16 protein-coding genes are annotated in these 18,159 nt (G+C 71.1%); 7 read left to right on the top strand and 9 right to left on the bottom strand.

Features of this window, described 5'->3' with window-relative positions:
• Positions 1–154 precede the first annotated feature (154 nt).
• On the top strand, positions 155–895 hold the full coding sequence (locus tag AB0937_RS05470; RefSeq protein WP_366709618.1) for an SDR family oxidoreductase: 741 nt from the start codon (positions 155–157) through the stop codon (positions 893–895).
• 64 nt (positions 896–959) lie between these two features.
• Here the strand turns inward: AB0937_RS05470 and AB0937_RS05465 are convergent, their stop codons facing one another.
• Positions 960–2,096 carry a mechanosensitive ion channel domain-containing protein gene (locus AB0937_RS05465; RefSeq protein WP_366709617.1) on the bottom strand — a complete coding sequence of 379 codons (1,137 nt, stop codon included), beginning with the start codon at positions 2,094–2,096 and terminating at the stop codon, positions 960–962.
• Positions 2,097–2,203: 107 nt separating this feature from the next.
• Between AB0937_RS05465 and AB0937_RS05460 the strand changes: the two genes are divergently transcribed.
• The gene (locus AB0937_RS05460; RefSeq protein WP_366709615.1) at positions 2,204–2,773 is read left to right on the top strand and encodes a dienelactone hydrolase family protein; all 570 of its coding nucleotides are present in this window, start codon (positions 2,204–2,206) and stop codon (positions 2,771–2,773) included.
• Between the two features lie 4 nt (positions 2,774–2,777).
• On the opposite strand, the gene AB0937_RS05455 is transcribed toward AB0937_RS05460, so the two are convergent.
• From AB0937_RS05455 to AB0937_RS05440, 4 genes are all read right to left on the bottom strand, one after another.
• The gene (locus tag AB0937_RS05455) at positions 2,778–4,448 is read right to left on the bottom strand and encodes an alkaline phosphatase D family protein (protein WP_366709613.1); all 1,671 of its coding nucleotides are present in this window, start codon (positions 4,446–4,448) and stop codon (positions 2,778–2,780) included.
• A gap of 92 nt (positions 4,449–4,540) precedes the next feature.
• Positions 4,541–5,359 (bottom strand): thioredoxin domain-containing protein, encoded by an 819-nt coding sequence (locus AB0937_RS05450; protein WP_366709612.1) that lies wholly within the window; start codon positions 5,357–5,359, stop codon positions 4,541–4,543.
• Positions 5,360–5,477: 118 nt separating this feature from the next.
• Positions 5,478–6,170 carry a hypothetical protein gene (locus AB0937_RS05445; protein ID WP_366709611.1) on the bottom strand — a complete coding sequence of 231 codons (693 nt, stop codon included), beginning with the start codon at positions 6,168–6,170 and terminating at the stop codon, positions 5,478–5,480.
• Positions 6,171–6,239: 69 nt separating this feature from the next.
• A complete protein-coding gene (locus AB0937_RS05440; RefSeq protein WP_366709610.1) occupies positions 6,240–7,565 on the bottom strand; it encodes a DUF2252 domain-containing protein in 1,326 nt (441 codons plus the stop codon).
• A gap of 216 nt (positions 7,566–7,781) precedes the next feature.
• On the opposite strand from AB0937_RS05440, the gene dnaE reads away from it, so the two are divergent.
• Positions 7,782–11,321, top strand: coding sequence for a DNA polymerase III subunit alpha (gene dnaE, locus AB0937_RS05435; protein ID WP_366709608.1), 3,540 nt, complete (start codon positions 7,782–7,784; stop codon positions 11,319–11,321).
• Positions 11,322–11,411: 90 nt separating this feature from the next.
• Here the strand turns inward: dnaE and AB0937_RS05430 are convergent, their stop codons facing one another.
• Positions 11,412–11,576: a hypothetical protein gene (locus AB0937_RS05430; protein ID WP_234845049.1), complete on the bottom strand. Its 165-nt coding sequence runs from the start codon at positions 11,574–11,576 to the stop codon at positions 11,412–11,414.
• A gap of 220 nt (positions 11,577–11,796) precedes the next feature.
• Here AB0937_RS05430 and AB0937_RS05425 point away from each other — a divergent pair, with 220 nt between their 5' ends.
• The 4 genes from AB0937_RS05425 to AB0937_RS05410 all read left to right on the top strand — a co-directional run bounded on the left by AB0937_RS05425 (position 11,797) and on the right by AB0937_RS05410 (position 15,786).
• The gene (locus tag AB0937_RS05425; RefSeq protein ID WP_366709607.1) at positions 11,797–13,008 is read left to right on the top strand and encodes an NYN domain-containing protein; all 1,212 of its coding nucleotides are present in this window, start codon (positions 11,797–11,799) and stop codon (positions 13,006–13,008) included.
• A gap of 123 nt (positions 13,009–13,131) precedes the next feature.
• Positions 13,132–14,106, top strand: coding sequence for an ABC transporter ATP-binding protein (locus AB0937_RS05420; protein ID WP_366709606.1), 975 nt, complete (start codon positions 13,132–13,134; stop codon positions 14,104–14,106).
• A 103-nt stretch (positions 14,107–14,209) separates the two neighbouring features.
• Positions 14,210–15,031: an ABC transporter permease gene (locus tag AB0937_RS05415; RefSeq protein WP_366709604.1), complete on the top strand. Its 822-nt coding sequence runs from the start codon at positions 14,210–14,212 to the stop codon at positions 15,029–15,031.
• Between the two features lie 56 nt (positions 15,032–15,087).
• Positions 15,088–15,786 (top strand): AAA family ATPase, encoded by a 699-nt coding sequence (locus AB0937_RS05410; protein WP_366709603.1) that lies wholly within the window; start codon positions 15,088–15,090, stop codon positions 15,784–15,786.
• On the opposite strand, the gene ybaK is transcribed toward AB0937_RS05410, so the two are convergent.
• From ybaK to AB0937_RS05395, 3 genes are read right to left on the bottom strand one after another with little or no spacing between them, the layout of a single operon-like run.
• On the bottom strand, positions 15,773–16,273 hold the full coding sequence (gene ybaK, locus AB0937_RS05405) for a Cys-tRNA(Pro) deacylase (RefSeq protein ID WP_366709601.1): 501 nt from the start codon (positions 16,271–16,273) through the stop codon (positions 15,773–15,775). The two genes, AB0937_RS05410 and ybaK, sit on opposite strands and share 14 nt — an antisense overlap.
• Before the next feature lie 10 nt (positions 16,274–16,283).
• Positions 16,284–17,024, bottom strand: coding sequence for an LON peptidase substrate-binding domain-containing protein (locus tag AB0937_RS05400; protein WP_366709599.1), 741 nt, complete (start codon positions 17,022–17,024; stop codon positions 16,284–16,286).
• An 11-nt stretch (positions 17,025–17,035) separates the two neighbouring features.
• Positions 17,036–18,067, bottom strand: a complete 1,032-nt coding sequence (locus AB0937_RS05395) for a hypothetical protein (RefSeq protein WP_366709736.1) — start codon at positions 18,065–18,067, stop codon at positions 17,036–17,038.
• Positions 18,068–18,159: the final 92 nt, after the last annotated feature.

The following is an 18,159-nucleotide window of genomic DNA, read 5'->3' as shown; positions in this document are numbered from 1 at the left end:
CCCCGGCCAGGGCTGTTGATGCGACGGCGGGCGGCCCCGGCCAGGGCTGTTGATGCGACGGCGGGCGGCCCCGGCCAGGGCTGTTGATGCGACGGCGCGCGGCCGGGGCTGTCGGTTTGACGGTGGGCCGCCGGGGCGTCGTAGGGTCGTTCCCATGGCACGGAATGTAGTAATCAGTGGTGGAGGTACGGGAATTGGGCTCGCGGCGGCCCGGGTGTTCGCCGCCGACGGGGACCGGGTGCTGCTGCTCGGGCGGCGGGCCGAGGTGCTGGAGAAGGCCGAGGTGCCCGGCGCGTCGACCTACGCGGCCGATCTCGCCGAGCCGGAGGACGTGCGCGGTGTCGCCGCCTTCGTGAAGCGCGAGCTGGGAACGGTGGACGTGCTCGTGCACAGCGCCGGCGGCAGCGGGCTGCTCGAACCGGAGGCGCCGCAGGGCGATCCCCTCGCAGCTGTCGCGCACACCTGGAACGTGAACTTCAGGCTCAACACCCTGACCGCCGTCCTGCTCACCGAGGCGCTGAAGCCGCGGCTGGCCGAGCCCGGCGGCCGGGTGCTGTTCCTCGGTTCCATCGCCGCCTACCGGGGATCCGGAAGCGGGGCGTACGCGGCGGCCAAGGCCGGGCTGCATCCCTACGCCCACGACCTGGCCCGCGAACTGGGGCCGCGTGGCATCACCGTGAACGTGGTCGCGCCCGGTTACATCGAGGACACCGAGTTCTTCGGTGACGCGATGGCCGAGGAGCGCCGGGCCCGGCTCATCGGCGAGACGTCGAACGGACGGGCCGGCACCCCGGGAGACGTCGCCGCGACCCTGCACTGGCTGGCCTCCCCGGGTGCCGGGCACATCACCTCGCAGATCATCCAGGTCAACGGCGGGGCCGAGCGCGGCCACTGAGCCGGCGGTAAGCAGGAGGGGCTCCCCGCGCCGCGGGGAGCCCCTCCTCACGTCCGAGTGGTGGTCAGCGCTCGGGCCGCCCCGAACCGTTGCCGTGGTAGCGGCGCTGCTGGGCCGGTACGGCCTCGGAGGACGGCCGGTGGCCGTTGCTGCCGGAGGACGGCGGGAGCGCCGCGTCCGCCGTGTTGACCCGGGGCAGCGCGTAGGGGTGCTCGCGGGTCAGCCAGTGGATCATCTCCTCGCGGACCGTGACCCGCACCGTCCAGATGTCGTCCGCGTCCTTGGCCGTCACCAGGGCCCGCACCTGCATGGTGTTCGGGGTGGTGTCCGTGACGGACAGGTTGCAGGCGCGGCCGTCCCAGGCCGGGCACTCGCGCAGGATGTCGCGGAGCTTGTCGCGCATCGCCTCCACCGGCGCCGAGTGGTCGACGTGCCAGAAGACGATCCCCGTCATCTGCGGGGTGCCGCGCGACCAGTTCTCGAACGGCTTGGACGTGAAGTACGACACCGGCATGGTGATGCGGCGTTCGTCCCAGGTGTGGACGGTCAGGAACGTCAGCGTGATCTCCTCGACCGTGCCCCACTCGCCGTCCACCACCACCGTGTCCCCGATGCGGACCATGTCGCCGAAGGCGATCTGGAACCCCGCGAACATGTTGCTCAGCGTGGACTGGGCGGCGACACCGGCGACGATGCCGAGGATTCCGGCCGAGGCCAGCAGCGACGCACCGGCCGCCTTGAAGGCCGGGAAGGTCAGCAGCATGCTCGCCGCGGCCACCACTCCGACGACCGCGGACACCACCCGCATGATCAGCGTCACCTGGGTGCGCACCCGGCGGACCCGGGCCGGGTCGCGGTGGGCACGGGCGTGGGCGTACCGGCTGTAGGACGTCTCGACGATCGCCGCCGCGATACGGATCACCAGCCAGGCGGTCGACCCGATCAGCACCAGCGTCAACGTCTGGCCGATGGCGTCACGGCGCTCCTCCAGCAGTTGCGCCTCGTCGTACGACCCTCTCAGCAGGGCCGCGAAGAGGACCAGCATGTAGGGGATGCGGCCACGGCGGAGCAGGCCCCACAGCGGGGTCTCGTGGTGTCGTTCGTCGGCCTTGCGCAGCAGGAAGTCGGTCGCCCAGCCGATCACCAGCGTGAGCACGACCGAGCCACCGACCACGATCAGCGGTCGTAGCAGGTTCTCCATGCCCCCGAACCTAACCGGCTCCCGGGGTGCATGAACATGTGACTTCTGCTGCGTCGTGGGTAGTGCCGCGCACTCGGGGCGTCACACCCGGCTGGCACCATGGCCTCATGAACATCATGCTCTTTCACTCGACCTTCGGGCTGCGGCCCGCGGTGCTGCACGCCGCTGACCGACTGCGAGCGGCCGGACACGAGGTGTGGACGCCCGACCTCTTCGAGGGGCGCACCTTCGAGGAGGTCGAGGAGGGCATGGAGCACAAGGAGAAGATCGGCAAGGAGGAGCTGCTGAAGCGGGCGGTGCTGGCCGCCGCGCCGTACTCCGAGCGCGGGCTGGTGTACGCCGGGTTCTCGCTCGGCGCCTCCATCGCGCAAACCCTCGCCCTCGGTGACGACAAGGCGCGCGGCCTGCTCCTGCTGCACGGCACGTCGGACATCGCGCCGGACGCCACCGCGCAGGACCTGCCGGTCCAGCTGCACGTGGCGGAGCCGGACCCCTTCGAGACGGACGACTGGCTCAGCGCCTGGTACCTCCGGATGGGCCGCACCGGAGCCGATGTCGAGGTGTACCGGTACGCCGGGGCCGGCCACCTCTACACCGACCCCGACCTGCCCGACTACGACGAGGAGGCGGCCGAGGCCACCTGGCGGGTGGCACTCGGCTTCCTCGAGACCCTGTAGGCGGTTACACCGGGTTCTGGACGCGCTCGAGCTTCTGCGTGCCGCTGAGGGTGCGGTACGAGCGCGACCACTTGGCGGTCGCGTCGCGCTTGGCGCGGTCGGAGATCACGTAGTAGTCCATCTGCGCGCGCTCGGCCGTGATGTCCAGGACACCGAAGCCGTGGCGGTCGGTGTCGACCCAGTGGACGTGGCGGTTGGCCGCGCGGATGACGGGTGAGGCGACCGCGGAGACCGTGCCCTCGGGGACCTTCACGATGTCGTCGAGGTTGTCCGAGGTGACGGACGTGACGACGAACTCCGTGGCGGCCGACGGGGACAGCGGATACGTCCCGGCGTCCACCGGCACGTCGTTGGCCCACGCCATGTGGATGTCGCCGGTGAGGAAGACGGTGTTGCGGATCGCGTTCGTCCGCAGGTGCGCCAGGATCTCGCGGCGGTCGTCGGTGTAGCCGTCCCACTGGTCGGTGTTGAGGGCCAGGCCCTCCTGCGGCAGGCCCAGCAGTTTGGCGAGCGGCTTCAGCAGATCGGCGGAGAGCGAGCCGATGGCGAACGGCGAGATCATCACCGAGTTGCCGACCAGTCGCCAGGTCGTGTCGGAGGACTTCAGCCCGGCCTTGAGCCAGTCGAGTTGGGCGCGCCCGGTGAGCGTGCGGTCCGGGTCGTCGACCTCGCCGTTGCCGACCTTGACCTGCTGCGAGCGGAAGGAGCGCAGGTCCAGCAGCGAGAGGTCGGCCAGCTTGCCGAAGCGCAGCCGGCGGTAGGTGGTGCCCGCGATGGCCGGGCGCACCGGCATCCACTCGAAGTAGGCCTGCTTGGCCGCGGCCTGGCGGGCGGACCAGGCGCCCTCCGCGCCCTCGGTGTGGTTCTCCGCGCCGCCCGACCAGGTGTCGTTGGCGAACTCGTGGTCGTCCCAGATCGCCACGACCGGGGCCGTGGCGTGCAGCGCCTGGAGGTCGGGGTCGGTCTTGTAACGGGCGTGCCGGATGCGGTAGTCGGCGAGGGTGACGATCTCGTGGGCCGGGGCGTGCGGGCGGACGACCTTGCCGCGGGTGCCGTATTCGCCGGTGCCGTACTCGTAGATGTAGTCGCCGAGGTGCAGCCAGGCGTCCAGGTCGCCGCGGGCGGCGAGGTGCCGGTACGGGGAGAAGTAACCGGCCTCCCAGTTGGCGCAGGAGACCACGCCGAAGCGCAGGCCCGGGACGGCGGCGTCGTGGGCCGGGGCGGTGCGGGTGCGCGCGGCGGGGGAGTCGGTGCCGCCGGCGGAGAAGCGGAACCAGTAGTCGGTGCCGGGCTCCAGGCCGCGGACGTCGGCCTTGACGGTGTGGTCGGAGGCCGCCGTGGCGGTGGTGGAGCCCTTGGCGACGACGGTGGTGAACGCCTTGTCCCGGGCGACGACCCAGCTCACCTCGGTGTCCGGGCCGACTCCCGAACCGGGTATCGCCTCGGGCACCGGGGTGATGCGGGTCCACAGCAGGATGCCGTCCGGCAGCGGGTCGCCGGAGGCCACGCCGTGCAGGAAGGCGGGTGCCTGGTCGACGGCGCGCGCCGGCAGGGTCGCCGCCAGCGGCCCGGCCAGGACAGCGGTCGCCGCCGCGGCCTTGACGACCGTACGGCGGCGCGGGGTGAGGGAGTTGAGGCCCTCGGACGTCTTCGATGATCTGTATCGACTGGTCACGACCGATCAGGTTACTGGTCGGTATGCATCGGAGCGGGCGAACTCCGGAAGTTCGCCCGCTCTTCATGTGGTGACCGGTCCCTGACCTGCCGTCACTTCTTGAGGGCCTCGCCCACGACCCGGTTGAAGTCGGCCACATTCAGCAGCGGCGTGCCCTGGCTGTCGGCGGTGAGCTGCTTGCCGTCCATGACGAAGCCCGGGGTGCCCTGCACGCCGTCCTTGTTGTCGTCGAAGGTCTTCGACATGGCCATCGCCCAGGCGTCGTAGGTGCCCTTCTCGACCGCGTCCTGGAACTTCTTGTTGTCCTTCAGCTCGGGGACGGAGTCCGCGACCTTGATGAGGTAGCTGTCGTCCTTGAACTTGTCGGTCGTCTCTTCCGGGTGGAACTTCGCCGAGTACAGAGCGGCCTTGTAGTCGAGGAACGCCTTGTCGCTCACGTTCAGCGCGGCGCCCATGGCGCTCAGCGCGTTCTTGGAGCCCTCGCCGTTGTCCTTGTTGTCGATGAAGGTGGCACCGATGAACTGCATCTTGAACTTGCCGTCGTCGATGTCCTTCTTCACGGTCGGACCGACGGTCTGCTCGAACTGGGCGCAGACGGGGCAGCGCGCGTCCTCGTAGACCTTCAGGGTCTTCTTGGCCGAGTCCTTGCCGATGACGACCGTGGTCCCGTCGGTGCCCGTGGTGTTGGCGGGGGTGACGACCTTCTCGTCCTTCACAGCCTCCCAGTGGGTGGGCTTGTTGGCCTGGACGACTGCGTAGCCGATGCCGCCGGCTATCGCCAGGACGCCGACGATGGAGCAGGCGACGACGACCTGCCGCTTGGTCTTCGCCCGCTTGGCCTCGCGCTCGCGCTCGATGCGCAGCCGCTCACGGGCCGCCGTCTTCGCCGACTGGCTGTTGCGCTTGCTCATGGTGATCTTCTCCGTGGGGGACGCGCACACCTGTGTGTGCGGGATACGTAGGGGACTGCCGGTGCTCGGAAGTGCCGCAGGGGAAGGCGCGGGGCCTCCCGCGGCGGCGGGTGCCTTCTTACGTGAAGGCGGGGGAGCACGGCGGTCCACGCCGTCCCAGGGAGTGCGCGAGGATCCGGTCGCGGGCGGTGGGCGTGCGGTCGGTGGCTCGCGCCGGCAGGTGCCGGCCGGCCGGAGCCCGATCCACCGCGACCGCGGCGACCGCCAGCAGCAGCGGCCGGAACGTGGTGGCCGTCACCGCCCGCAGCAGCTGGGCCAGGGCCCGCTCACCGCGGCGCAGCCAGACGGCGGCCAGGAGCCCGACGCCGATGTGCGCGCCGAGCAGCAGCCAGGCGGTCGCCGGGTCGGCATGGGCGACCGCGGCCGCGAGCCGGTCGCTGCCGGTGGCTCCGGCCATCCGGGCCAGGGGCGTGCCGACCTCGCTGCCGCACAGGACGTCGAGGCCGACCGAGCGCAGGGGGCCGGCGACCGGGCCGCCCGCCCGGCCGTAACAGGCGTGCTGGCCCGTGGTGAACACCGTGTCGGCGGCCAGTTCCAGCGGGATCAGCAGGGCCGCGATCCTCCCGAAGGAGCGCTCGCGGCCCGCCAGGGCGAACGCGATCACGAACACGGCGGCGGCGACCGCGGCCACCGTGCTCACCGGCAGCGGGGCTCCGGACAGCAGCACGTGCGACGCGGTGCTGAGCGTCACGACCACGGCCGTGAACAGCGCCGCGCGTACGGCTCTGAGCGGGATCCCGGATATGTCCATAGCGATAGGAGAGTGTGTCACGGGGGCCTGTAAGGGACCCCTAAAGGATGCCTGTGAGAGGCCTCGCCGTCACAGGCCCGGAATCCGTCCGTTGCGGAACAGGTCCACGAAGGTCTGGTGATCGGCACGGGCGCGGGCGCCGTAGCCGTGCGCGAAGTCGACCAGCAGCGGCGCGAAGCCCTCCTCGTCGGCCGCGATCGCCGCGTCGATGGCCCGCTCCGTGGAGAACGGCACCAGGGACTCGCCGGACTGGTCGTCCGCCGCCGCGTGCATCGCGGCGGTCGCACCGCCCAGGTCGGCCACCACCTGGGCGATCTCCTCCGGGTCGTCGATGTCGCCCCAGTCCAGGTCGACCGCGTACGGCGAGACCTCCGCGACCAGCTGGCCCGCGCCGTCCAGCTCGGTCCAGCCGAGCCACGGGTCGGCGTGCGCCTGGAGGGCCCGCTGGGAGATGACCGTGCGGTGCCCCTCGTGCTGGAAGTAGTCGCTGATCGCCCGGTCCGTGATGTGCCGGGACACCGCCGGGGTCTGGGCCTGCTTGATGTAGATCACGACATCGTTCTCCAGGGCGTCGCTGTGGCCCTCCAGGAGGATGTTGTACGACGGCAGCCCCGCCGAGCCGATGCCGATGCCGCGCCGGCCGACGACGTCCTTCACCCGGTAGGAGTCCGGGCGGGCCAGGGAGCTGTCCGGCAGCGTCTCCAGGTAGCCGTCGAAGGCGGCGAGGACCTTGTAGCGCGTGGCCGCGTCCAGCTCGACCGAGCCGCCTCCCGAGGCGAAGCGGCGCTCGAAGTCACGGATCTCCGTCATCGAGTCCAGCAGGCCGAAGCGGGTCAGCGAGCGGGCGTCACGCAGCGCGTCCAGCAGCGGGCCCTGCGCCGTGTCCAGCGTGAACGGCGGCACCTCGTCGCTCTTCGCGCCCGTCGCCAGGGCGTGGATCCGCCGGCGGTACGCGCCCGCGTACACCCGCACCAGCTCGCTGATCTGCTCGTCGCCGAGCGCCTTCGCGTACCCGATCAGCGCGATGGAGGCGGCGAAGCGCTTCAGGTCCCAGGTGAAGGGGCCGACGTAGGCCTCGTCGAAGTCGTTGACGTTGAAGATCAGGCGGCCGTTGGCGTCCATGTACGTGCCGAAGTTCTCCGCGTGCAGGTCGCCGTGGATCCACACGCGCGAGGTGCGCTCGTCCAGGTACGGCCCGCCCTGCTTCTCTTCGTCCAGATCGTGGTAGAAGAGGCACGCCGTCCCGCGGTAGAAGGCGAAGGCCGAGGCCGCCATCTTCCGGAACTTCACGCGGAACGCGGCCGGGTCGGCGGCCAGGAGCTCGCCGAAGGCGGTGTCGAAGACGGCGAGGATCTCCTCACCGCGGTGCTCCTCGTCGAGCTGCGGGAACGACATCGCTGGGTGCCTCCTGGTGCATGCGTGTCAGGGCGGCTGGTCCGCCCTGACGGCTAACGTGCGGCGGCCCGCGGGAGTGCCCGCGGCCCTTGCCAGAAGGTACGTGGGTCAGGCCTCCGGGTGTCAGTGCCGAGGCATAGACTTCGACGCTGTCCCCCAGGCTGTCCGCAGCCTGCCGGGCCCGTCCGACCCCTGTTCCCCCTGGAGGCCGCAGCCGTGTCAAAGCCGCCGTTCACGCACCTGCACGTCCACACCCAGTATTCGCTGCTGGACGGTGCCGCGCGGCTGAAGGACATGTTCAACGCGTGCAACGAGATGGGCATGACGCACATCGCCATGTCCGACCACGGCAACCTCCACGGGGCGTACGACTTCTTCCATTCAGCGCAGAAGGCCGGGGTCACCCCGATCATCGGGATCGAGGCCTATGTCGCGCCCGAGTCCCGGCGCAACAAGCGCAAGATCCAGTGGGGCCAGCCGCACCAGAAGCGGGACGACGTCTCCGGTTCCGGTGGTTACACCCACAAGACGATGTGGGCCGTGAACAGCACGGGTCTGCACAACCTCTTCCGGCTGTCCTCCGACGCGTACGCCGAGGGCTGGCTGCAGAAGTGGCCCCGGATGGACAAGGAGACCATCTCCCAGTGGTCCGAGGGGATCGTCGCCTCCACCGGCTGCCCCTCCGGCGAGGTCCAGACCCGGCTGCGTCTCGGTCACTTCGACGAGGCCCTGAAGGCCGCCGCCGACTACCAGGACATCTTCGGCAAGGACCGCTACTTCCTGGAGCTGATGGACCACGGCATCGACATCGAGCACCGGGTCCGCGACGGCCTCCTGGAGATCGGCAAGAAGCTCGGCATCCCCCCGCTGGTCACCAACGACTCGCACTACACCTACGCGCACGAGGCGACCGCCCACGACGCCCTGCTGTGCATCCAGACCGGCAAGAACCTCTCCGACCCGGACCGCTTCAAGTTCGACGGCACGGGCTACTACCTGAAGTCCACGGACGAGATGTACGCCATCGACTCCTCGGACGCCTGGCAGGAGGGCTGTGCCAACACCCGCCTGATCGCCGAGATGGTCGACACCACGGGCATGTTCGAGAAGCGCGACCTCATGCCCAAGTTCGACATCCCGGAGGGCTACACCGAGGTCAGCTGGTTCCGCGAGGAGACCCTGCGCGGCATGCACCGCCGCTTCCCGGACGGCATCCCGGACGACCGCATGAAGCAGGTCGAGTACGAGATGGACACCATCATCTCGATGGGCTTCCCGGGCTACTTCCTCGTGGTCGCCGACTTCATCATGTGGGCCAAGAAGCAGGGCATCGCGGTCGGCCCCGGGCGCGGCTCCGCGGCCGGCTCGATCGTCGCCTACGCCCTCGGCATCACCGACCTCGACCCCATCCCGCACGGCCTGATCTTCGAGCGGTTCCTCAACCCCGAGCGCATCTCCATGCCCGATGTCGACATCGACTTCGACGAGCGCCGGCGCGTCGAGGTGATCCGGTACGTGACGGAGAAGTACGGCGCCGACAAGGTCGCCATGATCGGCACGTACGGCACCATCAAGGCCAAGAACGCGATCAAGGACTCCGCGCGCGTGCTGGGCTACCCGTACGCGATGGGCGACCGCATCACCAAGGCCATGCCCGCCGACGTCCTCGGCAAGGGCATCAACCTGGACGGCATCACCAACCCCGAGCACCCCCGCTACTCGGAGGCGGGCGAGGTCCGGGCGATGTACGAGAACGAGCCGGACGTGAAGAAGGTCATCGACACCGCCAAGGGCGTCGAGGGCCTGGTCCGGCAGATGGGCGTGCACGCCGCCGGCGTGATCATGTCCAGCGAGACCATCACCGACCACGTGCCCGTCTGGGTCAGGCACACGGACAAGGTCACCATCACCCAGTGGGACTACCCGAGCTGCGAGTCGCTCGGCCTGCTGAAGATGGACTTCCTGGGCCTGCGCAACCTGACGATCATGGACGACGCCGTCAAGATGGTGAAGTCCAACAAGGGGATCGACATCGATCTCCTGAGCCTCCCGCTCGACGACCCCACGACCTTCGAGCTGCTCCAGCGCGGCGACACCCTCGGCGTCTTCCAGTTCGACGGCGGCCCGATGCGCTCCCTGCTCCGGCTGATGAAGCCGGACAACTTCGAAGACATCTCCGCCGTGTCGGCCCTGTACCGCCCGGGCCCCATGGGCATGAACTCCCACACGAACTACGCGCTGCGCAAGAACGGGCAGCAGGAGATCACGCCCATCCACCCCGAGCTGGAGGAGCCCCTCAAGGAGGTCCTGGACGTCACCTACGGCCTGATCGTCTACCAGGAGCAGGTGCAGAAGGCCGCCCAGATCATCGCCGGCTACTCGCTCGGCGAGGCCGACATCCTCCGCCGCGTGATGGGCAAGAAGAAGCCCGAGGAACTGGCGAAGAACTTCGTCCTCTTCCAGGAGGGCGCCCGCAAGAAGGGCTTCAGCGACGAGGCCATCCAGGCGCTGTGGGACGTGCTGGTCCCGTTCGCCGGCTACGCGTTCAACAAGGCGCACTCCGCCGCGTACGGACTCGTCTCCTACTGGACGGCGTACCTCAAGGCGAACCACCCCGCCGAGTACATGGCCGCGCTGCTCACGTCCGTGAAGGACGACAAGGACAAGTCGGCCGTCTACCTCAACGAGTGCCGCCGCATGGGCATCAAGGTGCTCCCGCCGGACGTCAACGAGTCGATGTCCAACTTCGCGGCCCAGGGCGACGACGTGATCCTCTTCGGCCTCTCCGCCGTGCGCAACGTCGGCACCAACGTGGTCGAGTCGATCATCAGGTGCCGCACGTCCAAGGGGAAGTACGTCTCCTTCCCGGACTACCTCGACAAGGTGGAGGCGGTGGTCTGCAACAAGCGCACCACCGAGTCGCTGATCAAGGCCGGCGCCTTCGACGCCATGGGCCACACCCGCAAGGGCCTCACCGCGCACTACGAACCGATGATCGACAACGTGGTCGCGGTCAAGCGCAAGGAGGCCGAGGGACAGTTCGACCTCTTCGGCGGCATGGGCGAGGCCGAGACCAGCGAGCCGGGCTTCGGGCTCGACGTGGAGTTCTCCCCCGACGAGTGGGACAAGACCTATCTGCTCGCCCAGGAGCGGGAGATGCTCGGCCTGTACGTCTCCGACCACCCGCTGTTCGGCCTGGAGCACATCCTGTCCGACAAGGCCGACGCGGGCATCTCCCAGCTGACCGGCGGTGACTATTCCGACGGCTCCGTGGTCACCATCGGAGGCATCATCTCCGGCCTCCAGCGCAAGATGACCAAGCAGGGCAACGCCTGGGCCATCGCCACCGTCGAGGACCTCGCCGGTTCGATCGAGTGCATGTTCTTCCCCGCGACCTACCAGCTCGTCTCGACGCAACTCGTCGAGGACGCCGTGGTGTTCGTCAAGGGCCGCCTCGACAAGCGCGAGGACGTCCCGCGGCTCGTCGCGATGGAGCTGATGATCCCGGACCTGTCCAACGCGGGCACCAACGCGCCCGTGGTCCTCACCATCCCGGCCACCCGGGTCACCCCGCCGCTGGTCAGCCGCCTCGGCGAGGTCCTCAGCCACCACAAGGGCGACAGCGAGGTCCGGATCAAGCTCCAGGGGCCGACCAAGACGACCGTACTGCGGCTCGACCGGCACCGGGTGAAGCCGGACCCGGCACTCTTCGGCGACCTGAAGGTGCTGCTCGGACCGTCCTGCCTGGCCGGGTGAGACGGGCTCTCGATGCGCTTGAGGGGCGTACCCGCAACCGGGTACGCCCCTCCTGCATGTGCGCGGGATCAACATCCCGTCACACAGGCGTCAGTTGTGGCCGAAGCTGCGCTTTCGCTTGGCCGACGCCATCTCGCCGGGGGTCGTCTCGACCTCGGGCTGGGGCTCGGTCTGCGAGGCGGGGCTGCGGTCGGCCCGCTGGCCACGCTCGGTCGGACGCTGCTGCTTACGGTCACGGTTCTTGTTCTTGGCCATGGTGATGCCTCCTGTGGGGGACTAGGGGCCAGGGCCGCGACCAGATTCACACAGGCCGACAACGATCGCATGTCGGACAATTACCGTGCGTGACAGGGTGGTCGGAGCGGGAGGCGCCGAAACGCCACGCCGAAGATCGAGTTCGGGCCGTTAACCTCCGCGCCGTCGGGCAGACTCGAAGCAAGCCCGAAGCAAACCTCCTGGGAAGAGGGTGAGTCGCGTGGACCGCTGCATCGTCCTGGTGGACGCTGGGTATCTGCTGGGAGCCGCGGCGAGTCTCCTCGCCGGGGAGCCCTCACGGTCCCGCATCACCGTCGACCACACCGCCCTCATCCAGGGGCTGCGTGAGCGCGCCGAATCCGACACCGAGCAGCCGCTGCTGCGCATCTACTGGTTCGACGGCGCCCCCGACCGCGTTCCGCAGCCCGAGCACCGCAGACTGCGCGTGATGCCCCGGGTCACCGTCCGGCTCGGCGCCCTGACCCGCAGCGACGGCCGCTGGGCGCAGAAGGGTGTGGACGCCGCGATGCACGCCGAACTCACCGAACTGGCCCGCAACCGCGCCTGCTCCGACGTCGTCCTCGTCACCGGCGACGGCGATCTGCTGCCCGGCATGATGGCCGCCAAGGAACACGGCGTCGCCGTCCACCTGTGGGCCGTCCAGGCCGCCGACGGCGACTACAACCAGTCCGAGGACCTGGTGGCGGAAGCCGACGAGCGGCGCGTCCTGGACCGTACGTGGATCACCAAGGCCGTCCGCGCCAAGGACCACACCGGGGTGTGCGCACCGCAGCCCGCGCCCCGGCCGGAGATCGCCGCCATCCTCTCCGCGCCGCTGCCCGAGTCCGCCCTCGGCGCCGCGACCGACCGCCCCGCCCCGCAGCCCCGGCACCAGGAGGCCGCCCCCGGGCAGAACGGCACCGAGGAGCGTGTTCCCGCCGCCAAAGGGGTCCCCACGCCCAAAGACCTGGCCGCCCTGCGCGCCCCCGGCACCCAGCCCGCCCAGCACCCCGCCTCCGCCACCCTCCGGTGGTCCTCCGACAAGGGCTGGGTCGACCGGCCCGCGGCCGAGCCCCCCGAGGCCGCCTCGATGCCGACGCTCGCCCAGCTGACCACGGCGGAGCAGCGCTGGGCCGACCGCGAGGAGGACATCACCACCGTCGGCGGTGACCCCTTCGAGGTGGGACAGGTCTTCGCCCGGCGCTGGGTCGAGCGCCTGGGCGACCAGAGCCACCTGCAGAAGCTGTCCGGGATGTACCCGCGCATCCCGCACCGCGTCGACGGTGAGCTGCTGCGCTACGCCGCCCGCTTCGGCCTGCTCGCCCACAAGGACGACCAGATCGACGAGCGGGACCGGTACGCCATCCGGGCCGGCTTCTGGCGGGAGATCAGCGTGCGCACGGGAGTGGAGCACCCGCCCGTCGACGCCTGAGTTCCGTGCCGGCGGATTTCCCGGTACGGACCGCCCCGAGGACGGACCAAGGCCGCCGACCCCGTAGTCTCGTCCCTTGTGAGTACGCGCGCGGCACAGGCATTTCGGCACGATGGTGACGTCGTGTGCGCGGTGCGCGGGCTGACCAAGACCTACCCGGCCGTCCGCAGCCGGCGCGGCACCCCGGGAACACCCGAGGTCCGGGCCACGGACGACGTGACGCTGGACATCCGCCGCGGCGAGATCTTCGGCCTGCTCGGTCCGAACGGCGCCGGCAAGTCCACCCTCGTGCGCCAGCTCACCGGGCTCATGCGGCCCGACCGGGGCGGCGTGGAGATCCTCGGCCACGACATCGTGCGCCATCCCGAGCGGGCCTCGCGGATCCTCGCCTACCTCGGGCAGGAGTCGACCGCCCTCGACGAGCTGACCGTGTCGCTCGCCGCCGAGACCACCGGGCGGCTGCGCGGCCTCGACGTGCGGCAGGCCCGGGCCGAGCGGGACGCCGTCCTCGACGAGCTGGGACTCGCGCCGCTCGCCGGCCGGCCGTTGAAGAAGCTCTCCGGGGGGCAGCGGCGCCTGGCGTGCTTCGCCGCGGCCCTGGTGGGGGAGCGGCCGCTGCTCGTCCTCGACGAGCCGACCACCGGCATGGACCCGGTCGCGCGGCGCGCCGTGTGGTCCGCGGTCGACCGGCGCAGGGCCGAGCACGGGACGACCGTGCTGCTCGTCACGCACAACGTCATCGAGGCCGAGACCGTACTGGACCGGGTGGCCGTCCTCGACCGGGGACGGGTGATCGCCTGCGACACCCCCGCCGGGCTCAAGGAGCAGGTCGCCGGCGAGGTGCGGGTCGACCTGGTGTGGCGGGACGCGGCTCCGCTGCACGTGCCCGAGGTGGCCGCGCTGCGGGACCGTGTCGTGGAGTCGGGCCGCCGCTGGACGCTGCGGCTCGGACCGGAGGAGGCCAGGGCGGTCGTCGCGACCGTCACCGGCGGGTCCGCCTTCGCCGCCCTGGACGACTTCACCCTGGCCACGCCGAGCCTGGAGGACGTGTACCTGGCCCTCGGCGGTGCCGTGCAGCAGGGGCTGGTGAAGGTGTGAGCACCACAGCGCCGGGCGGGCGGGCCGTGAGCACACCGGACGTCGTATCCGTACCGAAAAGGCGACTGCCGCAGTGGACCCGAGCGAAGGGGAGCAGCGCGACGTGAGTGTCGTACCCGCCGAAGTCCTGCCGGGCAGTGCCCTGGCCGCCGACGGGCCCGCCCCGGGCGCTGCCGAGCTCGGGCCCCGGGCGCGGCTCTGGCCGTCGCTGGCGGCCGTGTACCGGGCCCAGCTGTCCCGGGCACGGGTGGCGCGGATCCCGCTGCTGTTCGTGGCGACCTTCCAGTCGGTCGGGATCATGATCCTGATGCGCGGGGTCGTGGACGACGGGGCGGAGGCGCAGGCCGTCGTCGCCGGGTCGTCGGTCCTGGTGGTCGCCTTCGTCGCGCTGAACCTGCTCGCGCAGTACTTCGGGCAGCTGCGGGCCAGTGGCGGGCTCGACCACTACGCGACGCTGCCGGTGCCGCCGGCGGCGGTGGTGCTGGGCGCGGCGGGGGCGTACGCGTCGTTCACCGTGCCGGGGACCGTGGTGACCGCGGTGTTCGGCTGTGTGCTGTTCGGGCTGCCGATGGCCCATCTGTGGGTCCTCATGGCCGTGATCCCGCTCGCGGGCGCCGCGCTCGCCGGGCTCGGCGCGGCGCTGGGCCTGCTCGCGCCCCGGCCGGAACTGGCCACGCTGCTCGGGCAGCTTGGCATGTCGGCGGCGCTGCTGCTGGGTGTGCTGCCTGCGGACCGGATGCCGGAGATCGTGCGCTTCGCGCGGGACCTGCTGCCGTCGACGTACGGCGTGGAGGCGTTCGCGCGTACGTTCGGGCCGCACCCCGACTGGGTCTTCGTACTCGGGGACCTCGCGGTGTGCGGGGCCGTGGGCGTCGTCTCGCTGGCGGTGGCGACCTGGGCGTACCGCCGGGCGGCCGTCCGTTGAGCGCGGAGCGGTCGTCCGGTGACGCGGCGCACAGGCGGGCCTGGCACGATGGCAGGGTGACCGCACCACTGACTCCGCCTCCGCCACCGCACGAACACTCCGCACAGGACGCGTGGCAGCCGCCGGACGCCGGGCCTGCGGCTCCCGGGTCGCAGCACGCCGAGTACGCCGGGCACGGCTGGTACGGACAGGACGGCCCCGGGATGAAGACGGAACTGCGGGAAGCCGCCGTGATCGCGGTGGCCGTGGCGCTCGGCGGCGTGCTGTTCGGAGTGCTGTGGTGGTGGCTCGCGCCGCACGTGCCGCTGGTCGGCGACCTGGTGGAGAAGAACTGGGTCGTCTTCCTCAAGGACACCGAGGGGGAGCAGGCCATCGGCGTCGACGGCACGTTCACGCTGCTCGGGCTGGCCTTCGGGGCCGTCAGCGCGCTGGCCGTCTTCCTGCTGCGGCGGCGCGGGGGTGTGCCGCTGGTGGTGGGGCTGGCCCTCGGCGGACTGCTCGGGTCGTTGCTCGCCTGGCGGATCGGGGTGTGGCTCGGACCCGCCGATGACGTGATCGCGCAGGCGCGGGAGGTCGGACGGGGCGTGACCTTCGACGCGCCGCTGAAGCTGGGCGCGAAGGGAGCGCTCCTGGCGTGGCCACTGGCCGCGCTGGTGCTGCACCTCGGCCTCATGGCACTGTTCGGCCCTCGCGACCCGGAACCGGAGTTCCCGGCCGGGCCGTACCAGGAGTCGTCTGCGGCTAACGGCCGATAGGCGCCAGGACCGCCCCGGTCAGCCGCCGCAGGTCTTCCGGGGCGAGTTCCACCTCCAGGCCCCTCCTGCCCGCCGACACGCAGATCGTCGGGTGGGCCGATGCCGAGGCGTCGAGGACCGTCGGCAGCTTCTTGCGCTGACCCAGGGGTGAGATGCCGCCGCGGACGTAGCCCGTCGTGCGTTCCGCCAGGGCCGGGTCGGCCATCGCCGCGCGCTTGCCGCCGACGGCCGCCGCCAGGGCCTTCAGGTCCAGCTGGCCCGCCACCGGGACCACCGCGACGGTCAGGGCGCCGTCGACGTCCGCGACCAGGGTCTTGAAGACGCGGTCGGGGGAGACGCCCATGGCCTCGGCCGCCTCCTCGCCGTAGGAGGGGTGTGCGGGGTCGTGGTCGTAGGAGTGGACCGTGTAGCTCGCGCCCGCCGCCGTGAGGGCCACCGTCGCGGGCGTGCCGCCCGGCTGTTGCTGCTTCTTCGACTTCTTCGCCATGCCGATCCGCTCAGTTGAGGCTCATCGGGCCGCGCGTCAGCTCCGACGCCGGCAACGACGGCAGACTACGGATGATCGCCGTCTCGGAGCGAAGGAGTTTCAGCTCGTCGCGCAGGCGGGAGGCCGTGTCCGGGGACTGGAGCAGGCGCTGCTTGGTCGGCGTGTCCAGCATCATGGCGGCCGCCACCAGGTACGACACCACGCCCGGCTCGTCCGGCAGGTCGGCCCCCGTCGTCAGGGACCGCTCCCGTGCCCCGGCCAGCCGCTTCTGGTACTGGCGGAACGAGCGCAGCACCCCCTCCGCCAGGGGCGCGGCCTCGTCGCCCGGCTCCTCGTCCAGCGGCTCCAGCTCGGCCGTCAGGAACGGCCCGGACGCCTCCACCGACAGCAGCTTCACCCGGGTTGTGCCGGTCGCCAGCACCTCGAAGGAGCCGTCGGTGCGCTCCCGGATCGTCGCCGCGTCCGCGATGCAGCCGACCCTGTGGAACGCCTTGGCCGGCTCCGCGCCGAAGCCCGCCGCGGGCCCCCGCTCGGGCACGGCCGTCGGGTCGGGCATGCCGGGCGCGCTCGGGGCCACCTCGTGGCCGTCGCGGATCGCCACGACGGCGAACCGGCGCGGCTCGTCCTCGGGCGTCTTCAGCAGCTCGCGCATCATCGCGCGATACCGCTCCTCGAAGACGTTGAGCGGCAGCACGAGCCCCGGGAACAGCACCGAGTTCAGGGGGAAGAGGGGGAGCCGGACGGTGGTCACGACGTAAAAGCCTAATGGTCGCCGGGACGGACTCGTCCGCCCCGTTCACTCCGTGGATGCCCGGACGGGTCCCCGGGCGCTCCGTTCAGGACGTCCTCGCGCACCCGCAGGAAGTGGCCGAGCGGGTCGTCCGACACCTGGTCCCACGGGAAGGAGGTGGCGTACGGGCCGTTCAGGCGCAGTTGCTCCGCGGCGTCGTGCCAGCGCTCAAGGCGCACCAGGACGAACAGCAGCAGGTTGCGCATCCGGGCCGGCCAGGGGTCGGCGGCCGGCAGCGTCGGGGACAGCGCGATCGCCCGGTCGGCGGCCGCGTCCAGCCGCTCGCGGGGCACCTCGGGCCCGCAGCGGTCGGTGAGATAGCCGAAGGCCGCCCGCAGCGGCAGGGCCTGGACGAGCGCACCGGAGGGAGCGTCCTGGGCGGCCCGGTCGGCGAAGTCGAAGCACTCGTGGTGCGAACCGTGCCAGTAGGTGGCCAGGTAGCGCAGGGCCGCCACATGGCAGCCGTAGTGGTGCGGGGCGCGGCGTACGGCCGCCGCCCACAGTTCCTCGAAGTACGTGTGCCCGGCCTGTGCGCCCCGGGCGTGGTCGAGCGCGAGCCGCCAGGGCACCGGGTCCCGCTGGTCGCCCCGGGCGGCGGCCGTGATCAGCGGGCTCACCTCACGCAGCAGCTCGGCCCGGGCCGGTGACCGCCAGGCGCGGTCCACCGCCAGCTGGGCACCGGCCAGCAGTGCGTCGGGGTCCTGCGGAGCGGTCGCGAGCCAGGCGTCCAGCCACTCGGGCCGCGACCGGGCGAAGGCGGCCAGCCGGGTCACGTACCGGTCGCGCCGCTCCCACTCGGAGGCCGCGCGGGTGGCCAGGAGCAGCGTGGCGGCCGGCCCGTGGTCGCCGCGGGCGGCGGCGACCAGCGCCGGGCTCAGCCGGGCGTCGGGCGCGTCGAGCAGCACCTCGTCGTCGGCGTACGGCCTGCCGGCGAAGCGGGAGACGGGCCTTGCCATCCGGGTCGCGCGGATGAACGGGAGCTGCATTGCCATGGTGCCGACCATTGAAAGTCGGCTGGTCATGGCGGCGCCAGACCGTTCATGGAACCTGCGGAAAGTTGTACATCCGATGGTCAAGAGAGCGTAAAACCGCGACA

Origin of the sequence: Streptomyces sp. NPDC047880, from assembly GCF_040706515.1 — a bacterium.
Taxonomy (GTDB): Bacteria; Actinomycetota; Actinomycetes; order Streptomycetales; family Streptomycetaceae; genus Streptomyces.
The sequence above is the reverse complement of the archived record's forward strand: the minus strand, read 5'-3'. Positions and strand labels throughout refer to the sequence as shown.